Origin of the sequence: Pseudomonas chlororaphis subsp. aurantiaca (genome assembly GCF_013466605.1) — a bacterium.
Taxonomy (GTDB): domain Bacteria; phylum Pseudomonadota; class Gammaproteobacteria; order Pseudomonadales; family Pseudomonadaceae; genus Aquipseudomonas; species Aquipseudomonas chlororaphis_I.
Window position 1 is genome coordinate 4,718,464 of record NZ_CP059162.1, and the last position, 12,338, is coordinate 4,730,801.

Annotated in this window: 15 protein-coding genes; 12 read left to right on the forward strand and 3 right to left on the reverse strand. The window is 65.5% G+C overall.

Going from position 1 to position 12,338, the window contains the following annotated elements; genetic code table 11:
* Window positions 1–20: 20 nt before the first annotated feature.
* The gene (locus tag H0I86_RS21180) at window positions 21–1,127 is read left to right on the forward strand and encodes a sigma-54 interaction domain-containing protein (RefSeq protein WP_180922066.1); all 1,107 of its coding nucleotides are present in this window, start codon (window positions 21–23) and stop codon (window positions 1,125–1,127) included.
* On the opposite strand, the gene H0I86_RS21185 is transcribed toward H0I86_RS21180, so the two are convergent.
* A complete protein-coding gene (locus tag H0I86_RS21185; protein ID WP_009050052.1) occupies window positions 1,124–1,489 on the reverse strand; it encodes an antibiotic biosynthesis monooxygenase in 366 nt (121 codons plus the stop codon). The genes H0I86_RS21180 and H0I86_RS21185 overlap by 4 nt on opposite strands.
* A gap of 118 nt (window positions 1,490–1,607) precedes the next feature.
* Here H0I86_RS21185 and soxR point away from each other — a divergent pair, with 118 nt between their 5' ends.
* The 11 genes from soxR (at window position 1,608) to H0I86_RS21240 (ending at window position 10,339) form a co-directional block, all read left to right on the forward strand.
* Entirely contained in the window at window positions 1,608–2,063 is a 456-nt protein-coding gene (gene soxR, locus H0I86_RS21190; protein ID WP_009050053.1) for a redox-sensitive transcriptional activator SoxR, read from the forward strand.
* Window positions 2,064–2,330: 267 nt separating this feature from the next.
* Complete coding sequence (locus H0I86_RS21195; RefSeq protein WP_180922067.1) at window positions 2,331–2,792, forward strand: VOC family protein; 462 nt, start codon at window positions 2,331–2,333, stop codon at window positions 2,790–2,792.
* Window positions 2,793–3,100: 308 nt separating this feature from the next.
* Entirely contained in the window at window positions 3,101–4,312 is a 1,212-nt protein-coding gene (locus H0I86_RS21200) for a PepSY-associated TM helix domain-containing protein (protein WP_180922068.1), read from the forward strand.
* Window positions 4,309–4,851, forward strand: a complete 543-nt coding sequence (locus H0I86_RS21205) for a PA2404 family protein (RefSeq protein WP_162095822.1) — start codon at window positions 4,309–4,311, stop codon at window positions 4,849–4,851. The genes H0I86_RS21200 and H0I86_RS21205 overlap by 4 nt, the downstream gene beginning before the upstream one ends.
* Window positions 4,848–5,192, forward strand: coding sequence for a hypothetical protein (locus H0I86_RS21210; protein ID WP_258019354.1), 345 nt, complete (start codon window positions 4,848–4,850; stop codon window positions 5,190–5,192). Before H0I86_RS21205 ends, H0I86_RS21210 begins: the two co-directional genes overlap by 4 nt.
* Window positions 5,189–5,761, forward strand: coding sequence for a DUF6162 family protein (locus tag H0I86_RS21215; RefSeq protein WP_180922069.1), 573 nt, complete (start codon window positions 5,189–5,191; stop codon window positions 5,759–5,761). The genes H0I86_RS21210 and H0I86_RS21215 overlap by 4 nt, the downstream gene beginning before the upstream one ends.
* A 35-nt stretch (window positions 5,762–5,796) precedes the next feature.
* Window positions 5,797–6,726 carry a metal ABC transporter substrate-binding protein gene (locus tag H0I86_RS21220; RefSeq protein ID WP_180922070.1) on the forward strand — a complete coding sequence of 310 codons (930 nt, stop codon included), beginning with the start codon at window positions 5,797–5,799 and terminating at the stop codon, window positions 6,724–6,726.
* Complete coding sequence (locus H0I86_RS21225) at window positions 6,723–7,478, forward strand: metal ABC transporter ATP-binding protein (protein WP_180922071.1); 756 nt, start codon at window positions 6,723–6,725, stop codon at window positions 7,476–7,478. The genes H0I86_RS21220 and H0I86_RS21225 overlap by 4 nt, the downstream gene beginning before the upstream one ends.
* Window positions 7,478–8,377 (forward strand): metal ABC transporter permease, encoded by a 900-nt coding sequence (locus tag H0I86_RS21230; RefSeq protein WP_180922072.1) that lies wholly within the window; start codon window positions 7,478–7,480, stop codon window positions 8,375–8,377. Before H0I86_RS21225 ends, H0I86_RS21230 begins: the two co-directional genes overlap by 1 nt.
* Complete coding sequence (locus H0I86_RS21235) at window positions 8,378–9,358, forward strand: metal ABC transporter solute-binding protein, Zn/Mn family (RefSeq protein WP_180922073.1); 981 nt, start codon at window positions 8,378–8,380, stop codon at window positions 9,356–9,358.
* A 153-nt stretch (window positions 9,359–9,511) separates the two neighbouring features.
* Complete coding sequence (locus H0I86_RS21240; RefSeq protein ID WP_180922074.1) at window positions 9,512–10,339, forward strand: class I SAM-dependent methyltransferase; 828 nt, start codon at window positions 9,512–9,514, stop codon at window positions 10,337–10,339.
* Window positions 10,340–10,566: 227 nt separating this feature from the next.
* Here the strand turns inward: H0I86_RS21240 and H0I86_RS21245 are convergent, their stop codons facing one another.
* Window positions 10,567–10,791, reverse strand: a complete 225-nt coding sequence (locus tag H0I86_RS21245; RefSeq protein ID WP_180922075.1) for an MbtH family protein — start codon at window positions 10,789–10,791, stop codon at window positions 10,567–10,569.
* A gap of 81 nt (window positions 10,792–10,872) precedes the next feature.
* A complete protein-coding gene (locus tag H0I86_RS21250) occupies window positions 10,873–12,285 on the reverse strand; it encodes an aspartate aminotransferase family protein (RefSeq protein WP_180922076.1) in 1,413 nt (470 codons plus the stop codon).
* Between the last annotated feature and the right edge of the window lie 53 nt (window positions 12,286–12,338).

Sequence of the window (12,338 nt, forward strand, 5' to 3'; positions counted from 1 at the left end):
TCTGTTCCCGGAGCTTGTCCATGCAGCTTTTGACCTTACCGCCCTCGCCTGCCCTGGCCACCTCGATCCGGGCCACCGCCCAGGTATTCGAAGACCCGAAATCCCAGGCCTTGCTGGCGCATCTGCAGCAGGTCGCGCCGAGCGAAGCCAGTGTGCTGATCATCGGCGAGACCGGTACCGGCAAGGAGCTGGTGGCTCGCCATATCCACAACCTCAGCGCCCGGCGCAACCGGCCGTTCGTGGCGGTGAACTGCGGCGCGTTCTCCGAGTCGCTGGTGGAGGCCGAGCTGTTCGGCCATGAAAAAGGCGCCTTCACCGGGGCCCTGAGCGCCAAGGCCGGCTGGTTCGAAGAAGCCAATGGAGGGACCCTTTTCCTCGACGAGATCGGCGACCTGCCGATGGCGATCCAGGTGAAGTTGCTGCGGGTGCTGCAGGAGCGCGAGGTGGTGCGCCTGGGTTCGCGCAAAAGCATTCCCATCGATGTGCGGGTGCTGGCGGCGACCAACGTGCAACTGGAGAAAGCCATCAACGCCAGGCATTTCCGCGAGGACCTGTACTACCGCCTCGACGTGGTCAGCCTGGAACTGAGCCCGCTGCGCGAACGTCCCGGCGACATCCTGCCGCTGACCCGGCATTTCATCGAAGCCTACAGCCAGCGCCTGGGCTACGGCGCCGTGACCATCAGCAGCGAGGCCGAGCACAAGCTGCGCAGCTACAGCTGGCCGGGCAATATCCGCGAACTGGAAAACGTCATCCACCACACCCTGCTGATCTGCCGCGACGGCGTGATCGAGCGCGACGACCTGCGCCTGTCGAACATGCGCATCGAGCGCCAGGACGACAGCCACCACAGCCACGACGACTCAGCCGAAGCCCTGCTTGAGCGGGCCTTTCACAAGCTTTTCGAGGAACAGGCCGGCGCCCTGCATGAAAAGGTCGAGGATACGCTGCTGCGCGCGGCCTACCGTTTCAGCCACTACAACCAGGTGCACACCGCCAACCTGCTGGGCCTGAGCCGTAACGTCACCCGCACCCGGCTGATCAAGATCGGCGAACTGGCGGTGAACAAGCGCCGTCCGCCGGAAAAACCCGGCCAGCACGAACGCACCCTGCAACTGTCGATCTAGCTGGCCAAACGGCAATGCAGCGCGTTGTCCGGGCTGCGCTCGATGCTGCGCACCACCTGGAACGAGCCGAAGGTCACGGTCTTGGCCTGATAGGCGCGCATCAGTTGCCAGAAGTCCTGTTCGCCCTTCTCGAAACTCTGGAAGGCCGCCTCGCCGGCTTCCCGGGTTTGCCATTGCAGGTAGTTGAGCACCCGCCGGCCGTCCTCGCTGGCCTGCACGCTGCCACTCAGGAACCCCGGGTAACCCTGGGCCAGGCGCTCGGTCTGCTCGGACAGCGCCGACACCAGGGCGGATTGTTGATGGGGTTCGATTTCGAATTCGATCAATTGCGTAAAGCTGCGGTTTTGCGCAAACGCGTGCATGGCAAGTCCCCACTGACGGATAAACGGAATCTTGTGATTCGAAGGCCTGCAGGGTAAAACCTCCAGTTAAGTAAAGGTCAAGCGACTTTTGCTCATTCCCCACCCGCAGGAGCGCTGCATGCTCACCCCCGAAACTGTGCACAAGGAACTCACCGTCGGCCAAGTGGCCGCCCGCAGTGGCGTAGCGGTCACCGCGCTGCATTTCTATGAAACCAAGGGGCTGATCAAGAGCAACCGCAACGCCGGCAACCAGCGCCGTTATCCACGGGAAGTGCTGCGCCGGGTGGCGCTGATCAAGGTGGCGCAGCGCCTGGGCATTCCCCTGGCCGAGATCGGCCAGGCCCTGCGCAGCCTGCCGGACCACCGCGCACCGACGGCCGCCGATTGGAAGCGGCTGTCCGAACAGTGGAGCCATGAACTGGATGAGCGGATCAAGCAACTGACTCTGCTGCGCGACCGCCTCAATGGCTGCATCGGCTGCGGCTGCCTGTCGATGCAAGACTGCCCGCTGCGCAACCAGGGCGACCAGCTGGGCGAACATGGCCCGGGCGCGCAATTGCTGGAAACCGACTGAGCGGACGGCGCAGCGGTTTCCCCAGCCGGCAATCGGTGGAGCAGCCGCTGCTGGCGTCTTTTCAGGTCAAACCTCGGAATGCCGCCCAGCCCGATCGCGGCCTGCGGCAGCGGTGACACCTCTTCCCCTGATCGCTGGCTCACTGTTGCCTGGCGAACACCTCGTCAGTTCAAACCAGGCTGTGGATTCCCCGGGCCTATAGTGAACCGACCGGAAAACCGGCCAGGTTCACTTCGACGAACACCCAGACAAGAAAGGAGAACCGAGATGAGCGTCAAACCCATCCCCGAGGGTTACCCCAGCATCACGCCCTACCTGGGAATCACGCAGGCTGCCGAGGCTATCGAGTTCTACAAGAATGCCTTCGGCGCCATCCAGGTCATGCGCCTGGACATGCCCGACGGCAGTGTCGGCCATGCCGAGCTGCGCATCGGCGACTGCCCGATCATGCTGGGAACGCCCTGCGACCAAGGGCCATTGAGCAATCCCGACCAATCGCCTTCGGTCGGCCTGCACCTGTACGTCAACGATGTCGACAAACAGTTCGCCCAGGCCATCGCCGCCGGCGGCCAGGTGGTGTCCGAGGTCAAGGACCAGTTCTACGGCGACCGCAGCGGCACCCTCAAAGACCCGTTCGGCCACCTGTGGTTTCTCGCCACCCGCAAGGAAGACCTGAGCGAAGAGCAGATCAAGCAGCGGGCCATGGAGATGTTTAAACAGCAGGGATAAGCCCTGAACCTGTAAACCGTTGATCGCGGGCAAGTCGGATCGCCGCCCGCTCGCTCCTACAGACGTGCGTTCCCTTGTCGGAGCGAGGCTTGCCCGCGATAACGCTCTCAGCCCCATCACAGCATTGGCTTTTTGCACGCCATTGGTCGCGCGGAAACATTTACTTTCATATCGTCTTTCGGGATTTACGATTCTCATTCGTCTTAATTAGATGCAGCAGGTCGCGTTGGCGAAGGCTACGCCGCGGGTTTATCTCCGGGTTCGGCAGACGCCCGCGGCTCCACTCCTCGAATCAAGACGCGTGCTCAATGTCGAAGAAGTCCCGCTCGAAAATCTGGTTTCTCGTTCACAGCTGGCTGGCGCTGCCCATCTGGTTCTTTGTGCTGATCGTTTGCGTCACCGGCACCCTGGCCGTGGTCAGCCAGGAAATCGTCTGGCTGGCCAACCCCGACATCCGGGCCAGCAAACCTTCCGACGACGCCCAGCCACTGAGCCATGACCAGATCGTCAAGGCCATCAAGCAGGCCGAACCGCAGACCCTGGTCGACAGCATCAGCACCCCCGACGAAGCGCATTTCGCCCTGACCGTGGGCGTCAACTACCCCGATGGCCGTTCCGTCGAGGTCTATGTCAATCCATACACCGGCGTTATCCAGGGCGTCAGCCCGCAGTTCAACTTCCAGGCCTTCACCCGAGCGCTGCACGGCTGGTGGCTGGTGCCTTTCACCAATGGCTACAGCTGGGGCTGGTACCTGGTATCGCTGCTCGGCCTGCCGATGCTGGCTTCGCTGGTCACGGGCCTGGTGGTCTACAAGAAGTTCTGGAAGGGTTTTCTCAAGCCGACCCTGCGCCTGCGCCACGGCGCGCGGATTTTCTGGGGCGACTTCCATCGCCTGAGCGGCATCTGGTCGATCTGGTTCATCGCGGTGATCTCCATCACCGGCACCTGGTTCCTGATCGAGGCGATTCTCGGCGACAACCAGATCACCATTTCCAGCGAACCCATAGTGCCGGTGATCGCCCGCGAAAGCGTGCCAACCTCCGCCAACGGCAGCCCGGCGCCGATGATCGGTGTCGATAAAGCCATCCGCCTCACCACCCAGAAGATTCCGGACTTCGAGGTCGGCTTCGTCCGGCTGCCGGCCAATGCCTACAGCCACCTGTTCATCGGCGGCCGCGGTTGGTACCCGCTGATGTACCAGACCGCCAACCTCAACCCGTACACCGGCTCCATCGATACCACACACCTGCTGTCCGATCGCTCGACCCTGGAGTTCGTCACCGAGTCCATGCGTCCGCTGCACACCGGTGACTTCGGCGGCATCTGGATCAAGCTGATCTGGTGCTTCTTCGGCCTGTTGCTGAGCATGATGGTGCTCAGCGGCCTGCTGATCTGGACCAAGCGCACCGCCCTGGCCACCGCCGCGGCCCTCAAGCGCAGCCACAAGACAGCGCGCCCCGCCCTCGCCCAGCGCCCGCTTGCGGCCCTGCACAGCGACACCCCGGAGGGCAACCTGTGAGCAAGACAGACAGCGCAATGCCGGTTTCGCCCCTGCGCCAGTTCTGGCTGAAATGGCGTTTCCACCTGAACATCCTGCTGTTGCTGATCCCCCTAGGCTTCATGCCCAAGTACTTTGCCGACGCGGCGCTGGCCCGTGGCGATAGCGGCCTGGGCGAACGCGAGGTGGGCGAGGTGCAGGTCGGGCCCTGGAGCCTGCGCCTGGCCGAACTGCGTAACGAAGCGCCGCAACTCCAGGGGCCGGCCGGCTATATGAAGGGCTTCAACGCCGCCCTGTGCGACGCCTGCATCGATCAGGTCAAGGCCACCTACCTGCGCATCGGCAAGCCCCGCAGCCTGCGCGCCGCCGGGGTGATTTTCTTCGGCACCGCGTACCGCATGGGGGCCAGCCTGCCCGTTCCGGAAAAGACCAAGGCCGACGCCGAGCTGTGGATCACCATGGAAGGCTGGGACGGCAGCATGCACCAGGCGGCCATCCCCCTGGGCCAGGCATCCCCGGCGACCCTCGCCTGGCTGAACAAACAAGGAGGCAAACCATGATTGCTGTACCCACCGCCCGCCTGCGCCTGCTCGGTGCCGGCGCGCTCCTGTTCGCCAGCGCCGTGTTCAGCGGCGGCGCCCTGGCCCACAACCCGATGTGCGAGTGCAAGCAGATCGACGGCGAGCAGATCCGCTGCACCGGCGGCTTCTCCGATGGCAGCGGCGCCCCGGGGGTGACCATGGACGTGATCGGCTACGACGAAACCATCCTGGTGCCCGGCAAGCTGGGCGCCGACTCCACCCTGACCTTCAAGAAACCCGACGCCGAGTTCTATGTGCTGTTCGACGCCGGCCCCGGCCACGTGGTCGAGATCGACCAAGCCGACATCGAGGCCCCATGAGCACCTCCACCCTCCAAGTCGTGCGCCCGGCCGGCGCCGGCCATGAAACCCTCTACGTCCTGCTGCTGTGCCTGTTGATCCTCAGCGTGGCCGGTTCCGTGGTGCTGTGGCGCGGCGAAACCCGCGAAGTGGCCAGCGTCGACAGCCATCAACTGGACGCCCGCCGCGACCTCACCGCCGGCGAACAGGGCCTGTACGCCGACCTGCGGGTGACCCTCGACGAAATCCGCCTGCTGCGCGAAGAAGCCCAGGTCCTGCCGACGCCCGAGCAACTGGCCGAGGAAGGCTTTGCGCCCTTTGCCCAGGACGCCAGCGCGGTGAGCCGTGGCGGGCATGTCTGGCAACTGCGGCAACAGGCCTACGTCGGCCTCAGCCGGAACATTGAAGTGGCCGGTTCGTTGCTGATGCGCATCGCTGCCGATCCGGCCGCCGCCCCGGACATCTGGCTCAATCGCGGCCCGTCCCTCGCCGCCCCCGACGACCTCAGCGACGCCGCCCTGGTCAGTGCCGGCTGGCAGCAGGTGGTCGCGCAATTCGATGCCGGAGTGACCCGCCAGCATCGCCACTGAACCCACGCATTCACCCGAGAGAAGACCGCTAGCCCATGCCTATTTCATCTCAACGCCGCCCGTTCCTGCGGGTGCTGCTGGTCAGCCTGTTCGCCCTGTTGCTCATCCCTCTCGCCACGGCCGACCAGGCCAAGCGCCTGCGTATCGGCATCACCCTGCATCCCTACTACAGCTATGTGGCCAACATTGTCGGCGACAAGGCCGAGGTCGTGCCGCTGATTCCCGCCGGCTTCAACCCCCACGCCTATGAGCCGCGCGCCGAAGACATCAAGCGCATCGGCACCCTGGACGTGATCGTGCTCAACGGCGTCGGCCACGACGACTTCGCCGACCGCATGATCGAGGCCAGCGAGCGCCCGGACATCCCGGTGATCGAGGCCAACCAGAACGTGCCGCTGCTGGCCGCCACCGGCATCGCCGCACGCGGCGCCGGCAAGGTGGTCAACCCGCACACCTTCCTGTCCATCAGCGCCTCCATCGCCCAGGTCAACAACATCGCCCGCGAGCTGGGCAAGATGGACCCGGCCAACGCCAAGGCCTACACCCAGAACGCCCGCGCCTACGGCAAGCGCCTGCGGCAGATGCGCGCCGACGCCCTGGCCAAGCTGACCACGGCGCCCAACGCCGACCTGCGGGTGGCCACGGTGCACGCCGCCTACGATTACCTGCTGCGCGAGTTCGGCCTGGAAGTCACCGCCGTGGTCGAGCCGGCCCATGGCATCGAGCCCAGCCCGAGCCAGTTGAAAAAGACCATCGACCAACTGCGTGAGCTGGACGTCAAGGTGATCTTCTCCGAGATGGACTTCCCGTCCACCTACGTCGACACCATCCAGCGCGAGTCCGGGATCAAGCTGTACCCGCTGTCGCACATTTCCTACGGCGACTACAGCGCCGAGAAATACGAGAAGGAAATGGCCGGCAACCTCGACACCGTGGTCCGGGCGATCCAGGAGGCCGGCGCATGACCGCCCTGCACACCCTGGCCCGCGGCCCGTCCATCGAGTTCGACCAGGTCAGCCTGACCCTGGGCCGCACCACCATCCTCGACAACGTCAGCTTCAAGGTGCAGCCCGGCACCCTGCATGCGCTGGTGGGCCCCAACGGCGGCGGCAAGAGCTCGCTGATCAAGACCCTGCTCGGGCAGATGCCCCACCAGGGCCAGTTGAGCCTGCACTGGCCGGGCGAACCGGGGGTGATCGGTTATGTGCCGCAAGCCCTGGAATTCGATCGCGGCCTGCCGATGACCGTCGACGACTTCATGGCCGCCATGTGCCAGCGCCGCCCGGCTTTCCTCGGCCACAGCCGGCATTACGCCACGGCCATAGGCGAAGCCCTGGAGCGGGTCGGCATGCAGGACAAGCGCAAGCGGCGCATGGGCGCCCTGTCCGGCGGCGAACGCCAGCGGGTGTTGCTGGCCCAGGGGCTGATCCCGGCGCCGCAGTTGCTGGTGCTGGACGAGCCGATGTCGGCCCTCGATGAGGCCGGCATCCAGGTTTTCGAGCGCCTGCTCGGCGACTGGCGCCAGGCCGGGATCACCCTGTTGTGGATCGAACACGACCTGGAAGCGGTCGGCCGCCTGGCGGACCGGGTCACCGGACTGCATCGCCGGGTGCTGTTCGACGCCCAGCCGCAACAAGCGCTGACCCCGGAATGCCTGCTGACGCTGTTTTCCACCCACCCGCGCAGCGCGGACATCGTCAGCGGGAGTGTTGCCTGATGAGTTACGAAACCTTTCGTCTGATGATCCAGGGCTGGGCCTCCTCTGGTTACCTGCCGGAAGCGCTGGCCTATGGGTTTGTGGTCAACGCCCTGCTCGCCGGCCTGTTGATCGGCCCGGTGCTCGGCGGGTTGGGCACTCTGGTGGTGGTCAAGCGCTTCGCCTTCTTCTCCGAAGCGGTGGGCCACGCGGCCCTGACCGGCGTGGCCATCGGCATTCTGCTCGGCGAGCCCTACACCGGCCCGTACGGCAGCCTGTTCGGCTACTGCCTGCTGTTCGGCATCCTGCTCAACTACCTGCGTAACCGCACCGGCCTGGCGCCGGACACCCTGATCGGCGTGTTCCTCTCGGTGTCCCTGGCCCTGGGCGCCAGCCTGCTGCTGATCCTCGCCGGCAAGATCAACGTGCACATCCTGGAAAACGTGCTGTTCGGTTCGGTGCTCACGGTCAACGGCAACGACCTGCTGGTGCTGCTGATCGTCGGCGCCCTGGTGATGGGCCTGAGCCTGCCGCTGTACAACCGCATCATGCTGGCCAGCTTCAACCCGCAACTGGCGGCGGTGCGCGGCGTCGCGGTGAAAACCCTGGACTACCTGTTCGTGATCCTGGTGACCCTGATCACCGTGGCCGCGGTGAAAGTCATAGGCGCGATCCTGGTAGGCGCCCTGCTGGTGATCCCGGCGGCGGCCGCGCGTCTGTTGAGCCAGTCGCTCAAGGGCTTTTTCTGGATCTCGGTGCTGATCGCCACGCTCAGCACCCTGTGCGGCATCCTGCTGCCGATCCTCTTCGACCTGCCGGTGCCCTCCGGCGCCGCGATCATCCTGGTGACCGGTGTCGCCTTCACCCTGGCCGCCATTGCCCGCGGCATTGTCCCCAGCCTCAAAGGGAATATCGGATAAATGCACAGCTCATTACGTCACCTGACACTTCCCCTGGCTTTGGCCCTCGCCGAACTGAGTAGCGCTCCGGCCCTGGCCCAGCCGGACCGTTTCGAACCCATGCGCGTCACCGCCAACCAGAGCCTGGGCACCACGGCGCTGCACAGCAGCCGTTCACACAAGCCACTCACCGTGCTGGCCTCGCTGCCGGTGACCTTCGGCCTTGCCCAGTTGCTGCTGCAAGGCACCGACGTGCAGCTCGAACGCGCTGCCCCCGACAACCTGCCGGGCTCGCGCCAGACCGCCTACTTCACCGGGCGTGGCGCCCCGGCGCTGCACAAGCTGGCCCTCGACGCCGACGCGGTGATCGGCCTGCGCTCGATCTGGCCGGACGACCCGCTGTACCCCAACGCGCGGCGCAGCAACATCCGCATCGTCGAAGTCGATGCCGCGCGCCCGGTGGACGGCGCCCTGCCCGGCGTGGCCCTGCAACCCGGCAAGAGCGATGGCCTGAACAGCCAGCCGTGGCTGTCGAGCAACAATTTAGGGCGCATGGCCGATGTGCTGGCCGCCGATCTGGTGCGCCTGACCCCCGCCGCCAAGCCGAAGATCGACGCTAACCTGGCCAGCCTCAAGCAACGCCTGCTCAAGCTCAGCGCCGATACCGAGGGGCAGTTGGCCAACGCCGACAACCTCAGCGTGCTCAGCCTCAGCGATCACTTCGGTTATCTGGTCAGTGGGCTCAACCTGGAACTGCTGGACGTCGACGCCCGCGCCGACAACGAGTGGACACCCGAAGCCCTGCAGCAGCTGCAAGCCCGGCTCAAGGACAACGAGGTGGCCATCGTCCTGCATCACCGCCAGCCGTCCGACGCGATCAAGGCCGCCATCAGCGCCGCCGGCAGCCAGTTGCTGGTGCTGCAAACCGACAGCGCCGACCCGCTGGCGGAGCTGGAGAGCAACATCCAGCAAATCACCACGGCGCTGGACGCCAAGTCCTGAATGGGCCATGCGGCAACTGCGTTGCCGATCGCAGCCTCGCTGGGACTCGGCAGCGGCTACAGGCGCCTGCCTGCGCTTACAAATTCCCCCAAGAATCGCCCGTCTCGCCGGTGCTAGCCTGCTGCTCCCCTTGAACGGACAGGAAGCCCCGCCATGAGTGACTACCTCAAGCTCAACCAGGCCAACTGGGACGAGCGCGCACCGCTGCACGCGGCCTCGCCGGACTACCAGGCACAGCTGTTTGTCGACGACCCGCGGCACCTGTCCGAGGTGGTGCGGTTCGACCTGCCGCTGCTGGGAGACATCAGCGGCCTGCGCGGCGTGCATCTGCAATGCCATATCGGCACCGATACCCTGTCGCTGGCCCGCCTCGGCGCGCGGATGACCGGGCTGGACTTCTCCCCCGCGTCCCTGGCCGAAGCCCGCAGCCTGACGGCGCGCACGGGTGCGGCTATCGAGTTCGTCGAATCCGACGTCTACAAGGCCTCCGAAGTACTGCCCAAGGGAGCCTTCGATCTGGTCTACACCGGTATCGGCGCCCTGTGCTGGCTGCCCAGCGTCGACACCTGGGCGCGTAATGTCAGCAAACTGCTCAAGCCCGGCGGCCGGCTGTTTATCCGCGAAGGCCACCCGATGCTCTGGGCCCTGGACGAAAGCCACGAGGATGCGCTGCTGGTGGACCTGCCCTACTTCGAGCGCAGCGAACCGCTGGTGTGGGACGACGACAGCACCTACGTCAGCACCGACCGGCCGCTCAAGGCCACGGTGACCCATGCGTGGAACCATGGCCTGGGGGAAATCGTCAGCGCGCTGCTCAAGCACGGCCTGCAGATCAGCGGCCTGGTGGAACACCAGAGCATCCCCTGGGAAGCCCTGCCCGGGCAGATGCGCCGTGACGAACGAGGCGAATGGCACCTGCAACAAGCCCCTTGGCGCCTGCCATTGAGCTACACCTTGCAAGCCATCAAGCGCCCGATCTGACGCCCACAAAAAAGCCCGCTGGACCTAAATCCAGCGGGCTTTTTGCGTCCCCTGCATCCCCTGTAGCCGCTGCCAAGCCTGCGAGGCTGCGAGGCTGCGATCGACTGCGCAGCAGGCGCAAAACCTGAGAATGCGTAGAGTCTGGCTCAACGCGCGGCCCCCGTTACGGCCGCTTCGCGCCCGAGCGCAGCCTCGCAGGCTTGGCAGCGGCTACAGCAGCGGGGTAATCAGTTGGCCGCCGACTGGGCATCCATCTTCTGCCGCAGGCTCAGCGGGCGCATGTCGGTCCACACCTCTTCGATGTAGGCCAGGCACTCCTTCTTGAAGCCGCTCTTGCCCACGGTGCGCCAGCCTTGTGGCACAGCCTTGTAGTCCGGCCAGATCGAATACTGCTCCTCATGGTTGACCACTACCTGAAAGAGGATGTCCTCGCGGTCAAATACTGAAGTCATTACGTGTCTCCATCGCTGTAAGGCTCGCTGCGCCGAGCGCGCAGCGGTTGTGAATAAGGAACGTTCGAGGCCCGTGGAAAATTAGAGGCTGGCGACCGCCGCCGCCAAGGCGCGGCTGAAAATATCCGCCACCTGGTCGATTTCCGCCGCGGTGATCACCAGCGGCGGCAGAAAACGCACCACGCTGCCATGGCGCCCGCCCATTTCCAGGATCAACCCGCGCTTGAGGCATTCGCGCTGCACCAGCGGTGCCAGGCGGCTGAACTGCGGCGGATGGCCCAGGGCGTCTTTCTCGCCGGCCGGGTCCACCAGTTCGATGCCCAGCATCAGGCCACGCCCGCGAATGTCGCCCATCTGCGGGAAGTCGCGCTGCAGGATACGCAGGTGCTCGCGCAAGCGCTCGCCCATGGCGGCGGCATGCTCGGCCACCTTGTGTTCCTTGAGGTAGCGCATCACCGCGGAACCGGTGGCCATGGCCATCTGGTTGCCACGGAAGGTGCCGGCATGGGCGCCCGGCAGCCAGGTATCGAGCCAGTCGCGGTAGACCACCACCGCCATCGGCAGGCTGCCGCCGATGGCCTTGGACATCACCACCACATCCGGGATGATCCCCGCGTGCTCAAAGGCGAACATCTTGCCGGTACGGCCAAAGCCGCTCTGGATCTCGTCGACGATCAAGGCCACGCCGGCCTTTTCAGTGATGCGACGCACACCCCGCAGCCAGTCGAGGTCGGCGGGAATCACCCCGCCCTCGCCCTGCACGGCTTCGACGATGATCGCCGCCGGCAGCTGCACGCCGGCTTCCGGGTCGCTCAGCAGGTTTTCCAGATAGCTCAGGTTGGCCTTCACCCCCGCTTCGCCGCCCAGGCCGAACGGGCAGCGGTAGTCGTAAGGGAACGGCAGGATCTGCACGCCATTGGTCAGCAGCGCCCCCAACGGCCGCTTCGGCCCCAGGCTGCCCATCAGGCTCAAGGCGCCCTGGCTCATGCCGTGGTAAGCGCCCTGGAACGACAGCACGGTGCTGCGGCCGGTGGCGGTACGGGTCAGCTTCAATGCCGCTTCCACCGCATCGGTGCCGGTAGGGCCACAGAACTGGATTTTCGCCTCGGCGGCCAGGGCGGGCGGCAACAGGCCGAACAGGTCCTGGACGAACTGGTCCTTGACCGGCGTGGTCAGGTCCAGGGTCAGCAGCGGCAGCTCATCGGCCAGCACCTGCTGGATCGCCTCGATCACCACCGGGTGGTTGTGGCCCAGGGCCAGGGTGCCGGCACCGGCCAGGCAGTCGATGAAACGCCGGCCTTCGACGTCCTCGACATAAATCCCGCACGCGCGCTTGAGCGCCAGCGGGATCCGCCGCGGGTAGCTGCGGGCATTGGATTCCTGCTGGTTCTGCCGGGCCAGCAACGGCGATTCGGTGAACTGGTAAAGCGTTTCGGCCGGCGCGGGACTGGTCCGCGCGGGCTGATCGTCGACAAGGCTGGTAGCAACTGACATCTCTCGAATCCTCACGCTGATGAGTTGAGCGAAACCGCACACCACACAGGTAC